Origin of the sequence: Micromonospora sp. DT47 (assembly GCF_049844475.1) — a bacterium.
Taxonomy (GTDB): domain Bacteria; phylum Actinomycetota; class Actinomycetes; order Mycobacteriales; family Micromonosporaceae; genus Micromonospora.
The window spans coordinates 45,417-60,626 of sequence record NZ_JBNCLC010000020.1 but is presented as its reverse complement, the minus strand read 5'-3'; the positions used below and the strand labels follow the sequence as shown (position 1 = coordinate 60,626).

The 15,210-nt window shown below is 72.8% G+C and carries 15 protein-coding genes; 8 read left to right on the top strand and 7 right to left on the bottom strand.

Annotated elements, in window-relative coordinates; translation table 11 throughout:
- Positions 1-114: 114 nt before the first annotated feature.
- The gene (locus ACLQ2U_RS24820) at positions 115-456 is read right to left on the bottom strand and encodes a chorismate mutase (RefSeq protein WP_425753167.1); all 342 of its coding nucleotides are present in this window, start codon (positions 454-456) and stop codon (positions 115-117) included.
- 479 nt (positions 457-935) lie between these two features.
- Between ACLQ2U_RS24820 and pcrA the strand changes: the two genes are divergently transcribed.
- Together pcrA and ACLQ2U_RS24810 are read left to right on the top strand one after the other, a co-directional pair.
- Positions 936-3,341, top strand: a complete 2,406-nt coding sequence (gene pcrA / locus ACLQ2U_RS24815; protein WP_425753166.1) for a DNA helicase PcrA — start codon at positions 936-938, stop codon at positions 3,339-3,341.
- A gap of 32 nt (positions 3,342-3,373) precedes the next feature.
- Positions 3,374-4,384: a YeiH family protein gene (locus ACLQ2U_RS24810; protein ID WP_425753165.1), complete on the top strand. Its 1,011-nt coding sequence runs from the start codon at positions 3,374-3,376 to the stop codon at positions 4,382-4,384.
- A gap of 77 nt (positions 4,385-4,461) precedes the next feature.
- On the opposite strand, the gene ACLQ2U_RS24805 is transcribed toward ACLQ2U_RS24810, so the two are convergent.
- Positions 4,462-5,055 (bottom strand): CGNR zinc finger domain-containing protein, encoded by a 594-nt coding sequence (locus ACLQ2U_RS24805; protein ID WP_425753164.1) that lies wholly within the window; start codon positions 5,053-5,055, stop codon positions 4,462-4,464.
- Positions 5,056-5,160: 105 nt separating this feature from the next.
- Between ACLQ2U_RS24805 and ACLQ2U_RS24800 the strand changes: the two genes are divergently transcribed.
- Both ACLQ2U_RS24800 and ACLQ2U_RS24795 read left to right on the top strand, forming a co-directional pair.
- A complete protein-coding gene (locus ACLQ2U_RS24800) occupies positions 5,161-6,420 on the top strand; it encodes an MFS transporter (RefSeq protein WP_425753163.1) in 1,260 nt (419 codons plus the stop codon).
- On the top strand, positions 6,411-6,587 hold the full coding sequence (locus ACLQ2U_RS24795) for a VOC family protein (protein WP_425753161.1): 177 nt from the start codon (positions 6,411-6,413) through the stop codon (positions 6,585-6,587). Before ACLQ2U_RS24800 ends, ACLQ2U_RS24795 begins: the two co-directional genes overlap by 10 nt.
- Before the next feature lie 165 nt (positions 6,588-6,752).
- Here ACLQ2U_RS24795 and ACLQ2U_RS24790 read toward each other — a convergent pair whose 3' ends face one another.
- Together ACLQ2U_RS24790 and ACLQ2U_RS24785 are read right to left on the bottom strand one after the other, a co-directional pair.
- The gene (locus tag ACLQ2U_RS24790) at positions 6,753-7,544 is read right to left on the bottom strand and encodes a M23 family metallopeptidase (protein WP_425753160.1); all 792 of its coding nucleotides are present in this window, start codon (positions 7,542-7,544) and stop codon (positions 6,753-6,755) included.
- A gap of 267 nt (positions 7,545-7,811) precedes the next feature.
- Positions 7,812-8,528, bottom strand: coding sequence for a M23 family metallopeptidase (locus tag ACLQ2U_RS24785; protein ID WP_425753159.1), 717 nt, complete (start codon positions 8,526-8,528; stop codon positions 7,812-7,814).
- Positions 8,529-8,916: 388 nt separating this feature from the next.
- On the opposite strand from ACLQ2U_RS24785, the gene ACLQ2U_RS24780 reads away from it, so the two are divergent.
- The 3 genes from ACLQ2U_RS24780 (at position 8,917) to sucD (ending at position 11,962) form a co-directional block, all read left to right on the top strand.
- Positions 8,917-9,321, top strand: coding sequence for a cobalamin B12-binding domain-containing protein (locus tag ACLQ2U_RS24780; RefSeq protein ID WP_425753158.1), 405 nt, complete (start codon positions 8,917-8,919; stop codon positions 9,319-9,321).
- A 572-nt stretch (positions 9,322-9,893) separates the two neighbouring features.
- On the top strand, positions 9,894-11,072 hold the full coding sequence (gene sucC, locus ACLQ2U_RS24775; protein WP_425753157.1) for an ADP-forming succinate--CoA ligase subunit beta: 1,179 nt from the start codon (positions 9,894-9,896) through the stop codon (positions 11,070-11,072).
- A 2-nt stretch (positions 11,073-11,074) separates the two neighbouring features.
- Positions 11,075-11,962, top strand: a complete 888-nt coding sequence (gene sucD / locus ACLQ2U_RS24770) for a succinate--CoA ligase subunit alpha (RefSeq protein WP_425753156.1) — start codon at positions 11,075-11,077, stop codon at positions 11,960-11,962.
- 79 nt (positions 11,963-12,041) lie between these two features.
- On the opposite strand, the gene ACLQ2U_RS24765 is transcribed toward sucD, so the two are convergent.
- Positions 12,042-12,308 (bottom strand): DUF4190 domain-containing protein, encoded by a 267-nt coding sequence (locus ACLQ2U_RS24765; protein WP_425753155.1) that lies wholly within the window; start codon positions 12,306-12,308, stop codon positions 12,042-12,044.
- Between the two features lie 156 nt (positions 12,309-12,464).
- On the opposite strand from ACLQ2U_RS24765, the gene ACLQ2U_RS24760 reads away from it, so the two are divergent.
- On the top strand, positions 12,465-13,805 hold the full coding sequence (locus ACLQ2U_RS24760) for a DUF6350 family protein (protein ID WP_425753154.1): 1,341 nt from the start codon (positions 12,465-12,467) through the stop codon (positions 13,803-13,805).
- Between the two features lie 189 nt (positions 13,806-13,994).
- On the opposite strand, the gene ACLQ2U_RS24755 is transcribed toward ACLQ2U_RS24760, so the two are convergent.
- Both ACLQ2U_RS24755 and ACLQ2U_RS24750 read right to left on the bottom strand, forming a co-directional pair.
- Entirely contained in the window at positions 13,995-14,762 is a 768-nt protein-coding gene (locus ACLQ2U_RS24755) for a DUF4190 domain-containing protein (RefSeq protein ID WP_425753153.1), read from the bottom strand.
- Positions 14,763-14,790: 28 nt separating this feature from the next.
- Positions 14,791-15,090, bottom strand: coding sequence for a CD225/dispanin family protein (locus tag ACLQ2U_RS24750; RefSeq protein WP_425753152.1), 300 nt, complete (start codon positions 15,088-15,090; stop codon positions 14,791-14,793).
- Between the last annotated feature and the right edge of the window lie 120 nt (positions 15,091-15,210).

The window sequence follows — 15,210 nt, the reverse complement described above, 5'->3', positions numbered from 1 at the left end:
TGTCCGTCGGTCGCCGGCGCCTCCCGGGGTACGCCGGCAGAGGCCGCCCGGCTGCCGCCGCTCCCGGCATCGCGGCCTGCGGCCTCGCGGCGGCCCGTGCCCGAGCGCGCTGCCCTACAGCGGCCCTCGGCCGGCGCGGAGCAGCAGCAGGGCGAGCTGGGTGCCGTCGGCGCCCAACGCCTGGCGGAACCGCTCCAGGATCTCCCGCTCCCGGGAGAGCACCAGCCTGGTGCCGCCGGAGGCCATCCGGGTCGCGCCGATCTCCTGGGACAGGGCGGCCCGCTCCTGCCAGAGCGCGATGATGGTGCGGTCGATCTCGTCGATCCGCTCCCGGATCTCCACGATCCGCCCGGCCGCCGCCGTGTCGTCGGTGCCGGTCCGGGCGGCCGCCTGGCGGCTGCCGCCCCGGTCGTCGCGCGCCAGGCTGCCGCTGGACTCCACCACGTCTGTCATCATCGTTCGTCCCTCTCGGGTGTCGGGCCCGGTGCCCGGATCCCGGGACGAAAAAACCCCGGGCTCTCCGAGCCCGGGGCTTTCGCAGGTCTTGTCGATCAGGCGCGACCTACGGCTGCCGGACTCCCGGTGCCGTAGTAAAAGTAGAAGCGCGCTGCGATCACGCCGTCGAGTATGCCGACCGGCGACCCGGCCGCGCAAGGATTCCGGCCAACAGGTGGGACGCGGCACGGTCCCGGGCGGCCCGGGACCGCGCCGCGCCGCGCCGCGCCGCGCCGCCTCAGCCGAGGCGGGTGATCCGGTCCGCCGGGCCGGGGGCGACCGGGGTGCCCGCGCCGAGGTAGGCGACGAGCGCGTCAGCGCGACCTGCGCCCCGTCGCCCCTGGTGCAGGTTCATCTCAGTCCGGGACCGGTGACGGCTGCCCCGCGCCGGACGTGCGCGGGCGGGAAGTGTCCGGCGGGCGGCATAGACTCGCCGTGCGATGCATCCTCTCTTCGACATCCCCGCGTCCCCGCCCGCGCCCGAGCCGGCCCGCACCCCGCCGCGTCGGCCGGGGCCCGGTGCCGCCCGGCTGGATCCGCAGGCCCTGGTCGACGGCCTCAACGGCCCCCAGCGGGACGCGGTGACCCACGCCGGTTCGCCGCTGCTGATCGTGGCCGGCGCCGGCTCCGGCAAGACCCGGGTGCTGACCCACCGGATCGCCTACCTGCTCGCCGCGCGGGACGTGCACCCCGGCGAGATCATCGCGATCACCTTCACCAACAAGGCCGCCGGCGAGATGAAGGAGCGGGTGTCCCACCTGGTCGGCCCGCGCGCCCGGCTGATGTGGGTGTCGACGTTCCACTCCGCCTGCGTACGCATCCTGCGGGCCGAGCACGAGCACGCCGGGCTGAAGTCGACCTTCTCGATCTACGACGCGGACGACTCGCGCCGGCTGATGCAGCTCGTCGCCCGGGAGCTCGACCTCGACCCGAAGCGCTACCCGGCGCGCGGGCTGGCCGCCCAGGTCTCCAACCTGAAGAACGAGCTGGTCGACCCGGAGGAGTTCGCCGCCCGGGCAACGGGGCCCAACGAGCGGGCGCTGGCCGAGGCCTACACGCTCTACCAGCGTCGGCTGCGCGAGGCGCACGCGCTGGACTTCGACGATCTGATCATGACGACGGTGCACCTGCTCCAGTCGCACCCGCACGTGGCCGAGAGCTACCGCCGCCGGTTCCGGCACGTTCTGGTGGACGAATACCAGGACACCAACCACGCGCAGTACACGCTGATCAAGGAGCTGGTCTCCGGCACCGAGGGGATCGCGCCGGCGGAGCTCTGCGTGGTCGGCGACGCCGACCAGTCGATCTACGCGTTCCGCGGCGCGACGATCCGCAACATCCTGGAGTTCGAGCGGGACTTCACCGACGCCCGGACGATCCTGCTGGAGCAGAACTACCGCTCCACCCAGACGATCCTCAACGCGGCCAACGCGGTGATCGACCGGAACACCTCCCGCAAGCCGAAGCGGCTGTGGAGCGACGCCGGGGCCGGCGAGCAGATCGTCGGCTACGTGGCCGACACCGAGCACGCCGAGGCGGACTGGGTGGCCCGGGAGATCGACCGGCTGGTCGACGCCGGCGATGCCCGTCCCGGCGACGTCGCGGTCTTCTACCGCACCAACGCCCAGTCCCGGGTCTTCGAGGAGGTGTTCATCCGGGTCGGCCTCCCCTACAAGGTGGTCGGCGGGGTGCGCTTCTACGAGCGCAAGGAGGTCCGCGACGCGCTGGCCTACCTGCGCGCGGTGGTCAACGACGACGACACGGTCAGCCTGCGCCGGATCCTCAACACCCCGCGCCGGGGCATCGGTGACCGCGCCGAGGCATGCGTCGAGGCGCTCTCCAGCCGGGACCGGGTCTCCTTCGGCGCGGCGCTGCGCCGGGCCAAGGACGCGCCGGGCATCTCCACCCGGGCGGCCAACGGCATCGCCGACTTCGTCGCGCTGCTCGACGGCGCCCGCGAGCTGGCCGAGACCGGCACCCCGGAGGAGGTGCTGGAGGCCCTGCTCACCCGTTCGGGCTACCTGACCGAGCTGGAGGAGAGCCTGGACCCGCAGGACGCCGGCCGGGTGGACAACCTCCAGGAGTTGGTCAGCGTCGCCCGGGAGTACACCGAGCGGATCGAGGCGCTCGGCGAGGAGGGGGAGCGGGCCACCCTGGCCGGCTTCCTGGAGCAGGTCGCGCTGGTTGCCGACGCCGACCAGATCCCCTCCGACGACCCCGACCACCAGGGCGTGGTCACCCTGATGACCCTGCACACCGCCAAGGGCCTGGAGTTCCCGGTGGTCTTCCTGACCGGCCTGGAGGACGGCGTCTTCCCGCACCTGCGCTCGCTGGGCGACACCCGCGAGCTGGAGGAGGAGCGCCGGCTGGCGTACGTGGGCATCACCCGGGCCCGGCAGCGGCTCTACCTCTCCCGGGCGGTCACCCGCTCGGCCTGGGGGCAGCCGGCCTACAACCCGCCGTCGCGGTTCCTGGAGGAGCTGCCGCCGGAGCTGGTCCGCTGGGAACGCACCGAGGGGTCGTACACCTCGTGGGCCGGCGGGGGCGGCGGCGTCGGCGGCCGCGCGGACCGCGCGCCCGGCGGGCGTGCCGGCTTCGCCGGGGGTACGCCGAAGGCGGCGCAGCTGGCCAAGCGGCTCGGCGTCGACGGCAGTCGGCTGGCCACCGCCAGCGAGCTGCCGCAGGGGCCGAAGGTGTCGGCGGGGGACCGGGTCAACCACCAGCGGTACGGGCTGGGCCGGGTGCTCGCCGTGGAGGGGCACGGCCCGGGCGCCCGGGCGCAGATCGACTTCGGTGACCAGACCCTGTGGCTGGTGCTCCGGCACGCCCCGATCGACAAGCTCTGAGCGACCACGAAGGGCCCGGCCGGGGCGGGGGATTGGCCGTACTGCCCGGCCTGTTGGCCGCGAGCGCCGGGGCCGCCGGCGCCTGGGCGGCGCACTGGGCACTGCCCGCCGTGCCGGCGCTGACCGCGGCCATGGTGCTGGGGATCGCCGCCGCCCACCTACCCGTCGTCCGCGAGCGGGTGCGCGGCGTGGCCCGGCCCGGGCTGAGCGTCGCGGGCAAGCGGCTGATGCGGCTGGGCATCGTGCTGCTCGGGCTGAAGCTGAGCGTGCAGGACGTACGCGAGCTCGGGTGGCCGACCATGGTGATGGTGGTCGCGGTGGTGGCGGCGACGTTCCTGGGCACGTGGTGGCTGGGCCGCCGTCTCGGCCTGCGCGGCGATCAACCGCTGCTGATCGCCGCCGGCTACTCGATCTGCGGCGCCTCGGCGATCGGCGCGGTCAGCGCGGCGACCGGCAGCGACGAGGAGGACGCCGCGGCCTCGGTCGCCCTGGTGACGCTCTGCGGCACGCTGGCCGTCGCCGTCCTTCCGCTGCTGCAACAGCCGCTGGGGCTCGACGACGTGCAGTTCGGACGCTGGGTCGGAGCGAGCGTGCACGACGTGGGGCAGGTCGTCGCCACCGCGCAGACCGCCGGCCCGGCGGCCCTCGGCGATGCCGTCCTGGTGAAGCTGATGCGGGTGGCGTTGCTCGCGCCGCTGGTCGCCGCCGTGGTGTTCGGCCTCGGGCGGCGGGCGCTTCGCGCCGGCACGCAGGGCGCGGACGGCGACGGGCCGCGGAGTCGGCGGCCGTCGCTCGTGCCCTTGTTCGTCGTCGGCTTCCTCGCCATGATCGGGTTGCGCAGTACCGGCTGGCTCCCCGAGGGTGTGCTCGTCGGCGCGTCCCTGGCGCAGGAGATCCTGCTCACCGCGGCACTGTTCGCCCTCGGGAGCGCGGTGCACCTGCCCACGCTTGCCCGCACCGGGGGGCGGGCCGCCGCTCTGGGGCTGAGCTCCTGGGCGGTCGTCGCCGGGGTGTCGTACGCGGGCGTGCTGTTGACCACCTGACCGGGCCTAGATGTACTGACCGGGGACGTTGATTGAGTCTCGGCGTCGTGGGTCCACGATCACAGGCGGTGAATGAATCAGGGCCGATGGCTCCTCGCCTTCTGTCGGGCGTAGTAGGCGCGGGCGCGGTTGCGGTCGCCACAGTCCTTCGTGTTGCACCAGCGGCGGTTCCGCCGCGGTGATGTGTCGAGATAAACCCAGCCGCACTTGGCGTCTTCGCACTGGTGGAGGCGGTCGAGGTCGTCGCGCTGGGTGAGAGCCACGAGCCCGCGGACGATGCGATTGCGGGGCAAGCGGAGGTCGGTTTCCCGGTCTCGCCATTGCCAGCGGTCGCCCGTGCGGACCAGGTCGGCTGCGGCGATCGCCGCCCGGTACATGCTCGCGACGTCTGCGGCGGCTTCGGGGTCATCCTCGAAGAGAGCCGCGTAGACCCTCTCGCGCGCTTCGATGACCTGTTGCCGTTCCCGCTCGGCCCGGGCGTCGTCCTGGCCGGCGAGGTCGCGCAGGGCCACGGCCTCGTCTCCGCTGATCAGGTCGGACTCGATGCACCAGTCGACGACGTCGGAGAAGGTCTTCAGGTTCTCAGTGCGCTCGCACCCGCCGAGGCGCCAGTCAACGGTGTTCACCAGGTCGAGCATGCGGTCGCCCGCGATGTGGCCGAACCTCACCATCAGCTCCTCTCATGGCCAAAAGCATTGTTGCATGTGAGACGACCCACTGGCATGCTCATTCCTAATCGGCCAATCACCCATGAGAACACCACCAGGAGACTGATCGTGCCTGCCGCCGCCCCACGCAGATCGTTCACTGCACTGTGGGCGTCCCAAGCGTCTTCAAACCTCGCCGACGGGCTGCTGCAGGCCGCGGCGCCGCTGCTCGTCGCCACGCTGACCCGTGACCCGCTCGTGGTGGCGGGCATGACGGTGGTGCAGTTCCTGCCCTGGCTGGTCGCAACCCTCCCCGCCGGCGCGATGGCCGACCGGGTGGACAGACGTCGGATACTTACCGCTGGCAACTGGCTGCGCGCGGCCGGGTTCGCGCTGCTCGCCGTGGCCTTGGCGGACGGATGGCGCCACGTCGCGCTGCTCTACGCCGCAGTGTTCCTAGCCGGTTGCGCCGAGACGATGGTCGACAACGCCGCCCTGACCATCCCGCCCCGTCTCCTGCCACGCGAGCAGCTCGAGCGCGCCAACGGCCGGTTGTTCGCGACCCAGTCCGTCATCAACACCTTCATCGGTCCGCCTGCCGGGGCGGCGTTGTTCGCGCTGGCAGCATCAGCGGCCTTCTACACCGGCGCGGCCGCGTTCGCCCTCGCCGGCCTGGCAGCTCTGCTGCTGCCCGCGCTGCGCCCCACCAGCGAGGAACAGGAGCGCCGCCGCTCGACCCCGACCACCATCACCCAGGACATCCGCTCCGGATGGGCCCACTTCTGGCGCCACGACCTGCTGCGCCGAGTCGCGTTCATCTCGGCGGCAATCAACTTCTTCGGCTCGGCCACCGGCGGGTTGCTCGTTCTGCTGATCACCGGCCCGTACCAAATGCCCATGTCGCGCTACGGCCTGTTCGTCGCCGTTCCCGCCGCCGGTGCGATCGCCGGCTCACTGCTCGCCGAACACGTCGTGCCCCGCATCGGCGGCGGCCCCATCACCTGGCTCGCCGCCCTCGCCCCGGCCGCGAGCTACGCCATCCTCGGCCTGGGTCACAACACACCCCTCGCCCTTGCCGGCATGTTTTGCGCTGCCATTGCCACCTCGCTGAACCAGATCGTCGTCAGCACCCTGCGCCAAGCAGCAGTCCCCGACGAACTCCTCGGCCGCGTCACCGCCGCCTACCGCCTGGTCGTCCTGGGTGTCGTCCCCCTCGGAGCCCTCGCCGGCGGCTTGCTCGGACGCAGCCTGGGGATCCGCGCCCCCTTCATCGCCGCAGCCCTCGGACTCGTGCTCGCCGCGCTCCTGCTCGCCTCCCGGGTCACCACCCAAGCCCTCCGTGACGCCGAAACAACCCATCACCCTGAAAGGAATCCAGCATGGCACTGAGTCTGTCCCACACCACCTTCGACGCCCACGATCCCCACGCCATCGCCGAGTTCTGGCGCCAGCTGCTCACCTGGGACGTCCAAGAACCCGAGAGCCCGGGCGGGTACGACGACCCTTCCCGCCCCGCGAGCCGGGCCGGCCGTCGTGAGCCGGCGAGCGCCAGGTAGGTGGCCGGCCGGGCAGGCACGGGGATTGCGGCGTGGCGAGCGCCTCGGTGGGCGCGACGCGGGCCGCCCGTCAGGCCGGATAGACGCTGGCGACCAGCAGCGCGACCGGGCCCAGGCCCAGCAGGAGCCCGGTCCGAAAGATCTAATGAGAACTACAGCGCGCCGTCAGCAGGGCACGTCGATGCCTCGGGCGCGCAGGAACGGCGCCGGGTCGATCTGGTTCCACATCTGACCCTGGTGCACCTCGAAGTGCAGGTGCGGGCCGGTGGAGTCGCCGGTGGAGCCCTCGTAGCCGATCACCTCGCCGGCGCTGACCTTCTCGCCGCCGGTGACCTCGAGGCTGCTCTGGTGGGCGTAGTGGGTCAGGTAGCCGTTGCCGTGGTCGATGAAGACCGAGTTGCCGTACCCGTCACCGGCGTCGCCGGCCTTGACCACGGTGCCGGCTGCGGCGGCGTGGATCGGCGTGCCGGCGGGCATCGCGAAGTCGATCCCGGCGTGCAGGGTGCCCCACCGCTGCCCGTAGCAGGACGTGATCTCGGCGCCCTTCATGGGGATCACCCAGGACGGCTTCGGCTTCGCCGTCCTCGTGGGCGTGGGCGTGGGCTTCGGCGTGGCCTTCCGCGTCGGGGTGGGCTTCGGGCTCGCCGTCGGGCTGGCGGTGGTCGGGCTCGGGGTGGCCGACGGGCTGGCCGGGCTGACGGAGGCGACCGGCTCGCGGTCGGAGCGGTCGGCCCGCTCGGCGGCCTCGGCGCGGGCCTGCGCGTCGAGCGCCACGGCGGTGGCGGTCGGGGCGTGGTGGCCGCGGTCGAACGCGACGGTCGAGACGCCGGCGAGGCCGAGACCGACCAGCGCGACGGCGCCGACGACGAGGGAGCGCCCGCCGCGACGCTTGCGCAGCCGGTGCCGGCCCGGGGCGACCGCGGTCTTCTCGTTGCGGGGGTTGCTGTCTTTCTGCACGCGGCCGGCCTTCACACACTCAGGGGGACGGGGACCCGACCATCCTGGGTGTGGGACCGGCCGGCGGTGGGTACGGGTACCGTCGGGTAACCGTGCGCGGTGACGGGCGCTGTCCGCCTTTGTCCCGATGCCGGGGATTACGTCCAGATAGGTGATCTTGCGACATCGTGTCGCCGCTCACATTCATGACTGTGACCCAACAGACTTCCGGGCACGAAAAACCGCCCGGATCGCGTGATCCGGGCGGTCATCGGGCGATACGGAGCGTCAGGACGCCGCTACCTCGCTGTAATACGCCTCGACTTGCAGCTTGATGTCCACTCCGCGGTCCTGCAGCCACGGCACCGGGTCCAGCGGCTGCCCCTTGACATGGATCTCGAGGTGCAGGTGCGAACCGTACGAGTGGCCGGTGTTGCCGACCAGGCCGAGCTGGTCGCCCGCCTTGACCTGCTGCCCCTCCTGGACGCTGACCGAGGAGGAGTGGCCGTAGATGGCCTCGCTGCCGTCGGTGTGCTGGACGATGACGGCGTAGCCGTAGCCGCCGAACCAGCCGGCCTTGGTGACGGTGCCCGAGTGAATGGCGACGTACGGGGTGCCCTCCGGCGCGACCAGGTCGACGCCGGTGTGCAGCTTGCCCCAGCGCATGCCGTACGGCTGTTTGAAGTCGTAGCCCTGCAGGGGCAGGAGCCACGGGTCCTGCTCGGTGGACTCCGCCACGGCGCCGCGGTCGTTGTCGCGGGTCGCCCGGTCGGCGGAGTCGGCCCGGGCCGCCGCGTCCTGGCTGGTGACCGAGGCCTGCTTGAGCTCGTCGAGGACCGACGGGCTGACGCTCTTGGCGTCTGGGAGGGCGCCCGCGCCGAGCGCGACGACGCCGGCGCCGACGAACGCGGTCGTGACGACCGCCGCGTAGCGGCTCCGCGGCGGGGTGGGTACGCGGCGGCGGCCGCGATATCTATCGGGCTCAGACGACAGGCGCTGGCGCACGCACACCCTCCGTTGTCGGGGATCCGATGCGATCTCCGGCCGTTCGATGAAGCTCGGTCGAACGTCCGTTGATCGCGTCATCACCCGTCCGTGGACCTGATGACAACCGTGGACACGTTAGCCAACCGCCGCCCCCGTCACAAGCGGAACCGCCGAACCGGTGAATCTTTCTGTCCCTTTCCGTCCACCATTGTCATAGCTCGGGACACCGGACGGCTGTCCCTGGTACTGCCCGTTCGTCGCGCAGAGTGACCGTTCGGCGGAGGTGTCCCGCTTCCCGGCCGACCGGCCGGGCGGTAATGGTGTGGCCCGGTTGTCCCGCCCCCGGTCGGCCGGGTTACCGTTCGTTCAGGTGAGAAGTCGCGGAGCCCGTGAAAGGTGTGCGCTGATGAGCTCTCGTATCCGGGTCGTCGTCGCGAAGCCCGGCCTTGACGGCCACGACCGGGGCGCCAAGGTGGTCGCGCGTGCCCTCCGCGACGCGGGCATGGAGGTCATCTACACCGGCCTGCACCAGACCCCGGAGCAGATCGTGGAGACCGCGATCCAGGAGGACGCCGACGCGGTCGGCCTCTCCGTGCTCTCCGGCGCGCACATGACGCTCTTCCGCCGGGTGCTGGAGCTGCTCGGCGAGCGGGACGCCCGCGACATCGTCGTGTTCGGCGGCGGCATCATCCCGAACGCCGACATCCCCGAGCTGAAGCAGCTCGGCGTGGCGAAGATCTTCACCCCGGGCGCGACCACCCAGTCGATCGTCGAGTGGGTCCGGACGAACGTGGCGCAGGCCGTCGCCTGACGGGCCCCTCGTCCGGCCCGACCCCGTTGCGCGCGAGTGGCGGTTGTCCCCCTGGCGGGATGCCGCCGGGACCTGTTCCTCGCCATGTCGAAGTTGCGGTGTCCGGTCGCGTTGCCGCGATGTCGCCGATACGGAGTCGATCACGAACATCCGCGGGGCCGGACCGGCGCCGAAATCCGGGCAGGGGGAAGGGCCGGACGCACCCCTCACACGCCCGGCCCTTCTATGCACGATGCCCCGCCGCCACCCCTCGACCGACAGGGCATCGGCCGCTCCCGTCCTCGCGCTGAATCAGCGCTCCGACATCAGACTCAACGACGCCCCCATCCGGGGGTTACGCATCTTCCGCGACATCCTCGGCGCCGGGTGCGACCCCGTCCGGCCACCGGCGAGTCGCGCCCGGCGCGCTGTGCATTACCGCACACCGCGCACCCGCTCGGTTGCCCCCGGTGCCCACCTCGCTAGGCTGCGGCCAACGGCCTGTGTCAACTGATGACAGGCGTCAACGGAGTTTCCACAACGCTGGTGGCGGCGCGACGGCGCGCCGCGGAGACGGGACGGGACGCGCAATCGTGGACCTGTACGAGTACCAGGGGCGGGACCTGTTCGAGCGGCACGGGTTGCCCGTGCTCGCCGGCGGCGTCGCCACTACCCCGGAGGAGGCCCGCGCGATCGCCGAACGCCTCGGCGGTCGGGTGGTCGTCAAGGCGCAGGTGAAGGTCGGCGGTCGAGGCAAGGCCGGCGGCGTCAAGCTGGCCGAGGGCCCGGATGAGGCGGTGGCCCGGGCCACCGACATCCTCGGCATGGACATCAAGGGTCACACCGTCCACAAGGTCATGATCACGGTGACCGCGGACGTGGCCGAGGAGTACTACTTCTCGTACCTGCTGGACCGGGCGAACCGCACCTTCCTCTGCATCGCCAGCGTCGCCGGCGGCATGGACATCGAGCAGGTCGCCGCCGAGACCCCCGACAAGGTGGTCAAGGCCCCGATCGACGCGGTCAAGGGCGTCGACGAGGCGAAAGCCCGCGAGATCGTCACCGCGGCCGGCTTCCCGGCCGAGGTCGCCGACCAGGTCGTCGAGGTCGCGGTCGGCCTGTGGCAGGCCTTCGTCGCCGAGGACGCCACGCTGGTCGAGGTGAACCCGCTGGCCAAGACGGGCGACGGCAAGGTGCTGCTGCTGGACGCCAAGATCACCCTGGACGAGAACGCCGGCTTCCGGCACCCGGACCACGAGGCCCTGGTCGACCAGGCCTCGGTGGACCCGCTGGAGCAGGCCGCCAAGGAGAAGGACCTCAACTACGTCAAGCTCGACGGCGAGGTCGGCATCATCGGCAACGGCGCGGGCCTGGTCATGTCCACGCTCGACGTGGTCGCCTACGCGGGTGAGCGGCACGGCAACGTCAAGCCGGCCAACTTCCTCGACATCGGCGGTGGCGCGAGCGCCGCGGTGATGGCCAACGGCCTGGAGATCGTGCTCTCCGACCCGTCGGTGAGGAGCATCTTCGTCAACGTCTTCGGCGGCATCACCGCCTGCGACGAGGTCGCCAACGGCATCATCCAGGCGCTGGCCCTGCTCGAGCAGCGCGGCGAGAAGGTCACCAAGCCGCTCGTCGTCCGGCTCGACGGCAACAACGCCGAGGCCGGTCGGGCGATCCTCGACGGCGCGAACAACCCGCTCGTGCAGCGGGTCGACACCATGGACGGCGCGGCCGAGCGGGCCGCCGAGCTGGCAGCTGCGGGGGTCTGACGATGGCTATCTGGCTGACCAAGGACTCGAAGGTCATCGTCCAGGGGATGACCGGTTCCGAGGGTTCCAAGCACACCCGGCGGATGCTCGCCGCCGGCACCAACGTGGTCGGCGGCGTCAACCCGCGCAAGGCGGGTCAGACGGTCGACTTCGACGGCACCGAGTTGCCGGTCTTCGCCTCCGTCGCGGACGCGATGAAGGAGACCGGGGCCGACGTCACGGTCATCTTCGTGCCGCCGCAGTTCACCAAGGGCGCCGTGATCGAGGCGATCGACGCCGCGATCCCGCTGGCGGTGGTGATCACCGAGGGCGTGCCGGTGCACGACACCGCCGCGTTCTGGGCGTACAACGTCGACAGGGGTGAGCAGACCCGGATCATCGGCCCGAACTGCCCCGGCATCGCCTCGCCGGGCGCCTCCAACGCCGGCATCATCCCGGCCGACATCACCGGCTCCGGCCGGATCGGCCTGGTCAGCAAGAGCGGCACGCTGACCTACCAGATGATGTACGAGCTGCGGGACATCGGCTTCTCGACCTGTGTCGGCATCGGCGGTGACCCGATCATCGGGACCACCCACATCGACGCCCTCGCCGCGTTCGAGGCCGACCCGGAGACCGACGCCATCGTGATGATCGGCGAGATCGGCGGCGACGCCGAGGAGCGGGCCGCCGAGTTCATCAAGGCCAACGTCACCAAGCCGGTGGTCGGCTACATCGCCGGCTTCACCGCGCCCCCCGGCAAGACCATGGGGCACGCCGGCGCGATCATCTCCGGCTCGGCGGGCACCGCCGAGGGGAAGCAGGCGGCCCTGGAGGCCGTCGGCGTCAAGGTCGGCAAGACGCCGACCGAGACCGCCAAGCTGATGCGGGAGATCATGTCGGGCCGCTGAGCGGACGGATGATGACTGAGCCGGCCGCTGAGCGGACGGCTGAGTCACCGAGGGGGTCGACCGAGGACGGTCGGCCCCCTCAGTTGTCGTTCCAGAGCGGGTACGTCCCGCTGGCCCGCCAGATCGCGGTGCCGATGATGTTGATCACGCCGAAGGCGATCGCGAGGTAGCCGAGCACCGGCGACTGGCCGTACCGCTTGGCGTCCCGGATCGACAGGTAGCCGAAGACGATGCCCAGGATGCCGCAGCACACCAGGCCGAGGACGATGCCGAGCACCCCCCACAGCGTGGTGCGGTCCCTACCCGCGGCGGGCGGTGGCGGGGGTGGCGGGTACGGAGCGTTCACGGCTTCCTCCCAGCGCTCGGGGCCGCGACTCGGGTCGCGCCCTGCGCCGAGGCTAGACCGGATCCGGGCCCGGGGGCCGGTGGATCACGGAACTCGCCGGTGCCACGCCGCACCGCCGGGCACCCGCCGCTCGTGCGGCGTGCCAGAGTAGACCCGATGTCCCCGGTCCCCCCTGATCAGCCCCGCCGTCCCGCCGGCGTCCGTGCCGGCGCGAGGCCACCCGGCCGTGCCATGCCGGGCCCGCGGGTGCCCGCACCCCGCCGGCCGGAGCCGTCCCGGGGTCGGGCGCCGCTCGTCGTCGCCGCCGGGGTCGCCGCCGGCTGGGCCGCGCTCACCTCGTACCTGCCGGTCGCGCTGGTGCTGGGGCTGGCCCAGCTCAGCGAGGACGCCGCCTCGGTCACCGGTGCGCTGCGCGCCGGGCTGGCCGGTTGGCTGCTCGGCCACGGGGTGCCGTTGCAGACCTCCGCCGGTCCGCTCGGCCTCATCCCGCTGGCCCTCTCCGGCCTCGCGGTCTGGCGGCTGACCCGGGCCGGCGTGCACACCAGCCGGGCGATCGGCGCCCGCGGGGGCCGCTCGCCGGGGCAGGCGCTCACCGCCGCCGCTGCGGTCGGCCTCGGGTACGCACTGCTCGGCGCCCTGGCCGCGGTGCTGGCCGGCACCGGCGGGCTGCGGGTCTCCCCGGTCCGAGCCGGGGTCACCTTCGCGGTCTTCGGCACGCTGTCGGCGCTGGTCGGAGCGGCCCGCACCACCGGCGTCGCCGGCCTGCTCGCCGCTCGGGCGCCGGCGGTGCTGCGCGACGGCGTCCGGACCGGCCTGGTCGCCGGGCTGCTGCTGCTCGGCGCCGGCGGCGGGGCGGCCGGCCTGGCGGTGGCGACCGGCGGCGGCGACGCCGCCGACATGATCGGGGCGTACCGGACCGGGGTGGCCGGGCAGGCCGGCATCACGCTGATCAGCCTGGCCTACGCGCCGAACGCCACCGTCTGGTCGACCGCCTACCTGCTCGGGCCGGGCTTCGCCGTCGGCACCGGCACGGCGGTACGCACCAGCGAGGTCTCCGTCGGCGCGCTGCCGGCCGTACCGTTGCTCGCCGGCCTGCCCAGCGGCCCGGCCGACGGGCTCGGCGCCCCGCTGCTCGCGGTGCCGGTGCTGGCCGGCATGGCCGCCGGTTGGCTGCTCGCCCGGCGGCTGCTGCGCCCGGCGGCGGAGGAACGCACGGAACTGGGCTGGGCGGCACTGCTCGGGCCGGCGGCGCTCGCCGGCCCGGTGGTCGGCCTGCTCGCCGGACTCGCCGCGGCGGCCTCCGGCGGGCCGCTCGGCGGCGGCCGGCTGGCCGAGATCGGGCCGGTGCCCTGGCAGGTGGCGGCGGTGTCCACCGCCGTCGTCATGGCCGGCGCCCTGCTCGGGGCCGCCGCCGCCAAGGTCACCGCCCGGCCCGCCACGGCCGCGCGCCCGCCCCGCGCCCGCCCGTCGGCCGACCCGCGCCCGACCCGCGGCTGATCCCGCGCCCGACCCGAGCGGCCTGTCGGCCCGATCGTCGCGTTGTCGCGGCCGTTCGCTGGCACCCTGCCGAGCGGTCGTCGCCGGCGGTCGGGGCGGCCCGCCGCGGGCCTGCGGCGGCCCCTGGCCGGGAACGACGAAGGGGCGCCCGGCCAGGTCCGGGACGCCCCCTCGCGTGCTGCGGATCGGTCAGGCGCCGGGCAGGTCCATGTTCAGCGCCACGACCGCCACGATCTGCACGATGCCGAGCAGCAGGCCGACGCCGCCGCAGATCAGGCCGGCGAGGGCCTGGCCGGCGTTGTCCGCCTCGCCGCGGGTCGCCTTCTGCCGGCCCAGCCAGCCGGTGACCACGGCGGCGATGCCGAGCGGGATGCCCAGGTAGCAGCAGACCAGCGGGATGGACGCGATGCCGAGGATCATCGACACCAGGCCCAGGGTGTTCTGCTGCCCCTGCGCCATCGGGTAGCCGGCGCCCGGGTAGGACGCCGCGCCATACGGCTGCTGACCGTACGGGTCCTGGTAGGGCTGCCCGTAGGGCTGGCCGGACGTCGGCTGCCCGTACGCCGGCTGGCCGTACGGCTGCCCCGAGGTGGGCTGCCCGTACGGCTGCTGCGGCTGCTGCCCGTACGGTTGCCCGGAGCCGGGCTGCTGGCCGTACGGGTCGTGCGGCTGCTGCCCGTACGGCTGCTGCGGCTGCTGCCCGTACGGCGCCTGGGGCTGCTGGCCGTACGGCTGCTGGGGCTGCTGCCCGTACGGCGCCTGGGGCTGCTGCCCGTACGGCTGCTGCGGCTGCTGGCCGTACGGCGCCTGGGGCTGCTGGCCGTACGGCTGCTGGGGCTGCTGGCCGTACGGATCCTGAGGCTGCCCGTACGGTTGCCCGGAGCCGGGCTGCTGGCCGTACGGGTCGTGCGGGGGCTGCTGACCGTACGGGTCCTGACCGGGGTGTCCGGGCTGCATGTGGCGATGCTCCTCAGTCGATGGTCTGTCAGTAGGTGCCGGTGTCGGAGCCCATCATGCTGGCGAGGCCACCCGCGACGCAGCACACGAGGGAGATGACCCAGCCGATGATGCCGATGATCAGCGCCCACTTGGACCACTTCTTCGACTCGGCCGCCGCCGCCTGCGCGCCCGCGTAGTCGCCCTGCTGGAGCAGCGGGTTGACCTTGGAGGCGTTGATGATCGCGGGGATGGCCAGCGGCCAGAAGAAGAAGATGCCGACGATGGACATCGTCATGTTGTTGTTGATCGGCTGCTGCTGCGGGGCGTTCGGGTAACCGGGCTGCATCGCGCGTGCTCCTCGTCCGACGGCACGTGTCCGTGCCGGCTCACTGGTGAAGGGTGCGGCAGCGGGCGTACGCCGGCCACCGAGCGACCGGCAGCGTATCGCGTCCAGGCGATGCGGGAG

Bases quoted from the DNA above. Each gene is read 5' to 3' on its own strand.
- ACLQ2U_RS24795 (WP_425753161.1), top strand. From the start codon at position 6,411: ATGGCACTGAGTCTGTCCCACACCACCTTCGACGCCCACGATCCCCAC.
- ACLQ2U_RS24780 (WP_425753158.1), top strand. From the start codon at position 8,917: ATGAGCTCTCGTATCCGGGTCGTCGTCGCGAAGCCCGGCCTTGACGGC.
- ACLQ2U_RS24805 (WP_425753164.1), bottom strand. From the start codon at position 5,055: ATGGTGAGGTTCGGCCACATCGCGGGCGACCGCATGCTCGACCTGGTG.
- ACLQ2U_RS24820 (WP_425753167.1), bottom strand. From the start codon at position 456: ATGATGACAGACGTGGTGGAGTCCAGCGGCAGCCTGGCGCGCGACGAC.
- pcrA (WP_425753166.1), top strand. From the start codon at position 936: ATGCATCCTCTCTTCGACATCCCCGCGTCCCCGCCCGCGCCCGAGCCG.
- ACLQ2U_RS24755 (WP_425753153.1), bottom strand. From the start codon at position 14,762: ATGCAGCCCGGACACCCCGGTCAGGACCCGTACGGTCAGCAGCCCCCG.
- ACLQ2U_RS24750 (WP_425753152.1), bottom strand. From the start codon at position 15,090: ATGCAGCCCGGTTACCCGAACGCCCCGCAGCAGCAGCCGATCAACAAC.
- sucD (WP_425753156.1), top strand. From the start codon at position 11,075: ATGGCTATCTGGCTGACCAAGGACTCGAAGGTCATCGTCCAGGGGATG.
- ACLQ2U_RS24760 (WP_425753154.1), top strand. From the start codon at position 12,465: ATGTCCCCGGTCCCCCCTGATCAGCCCCGCCGTCCCGCCGGCGTCCGT.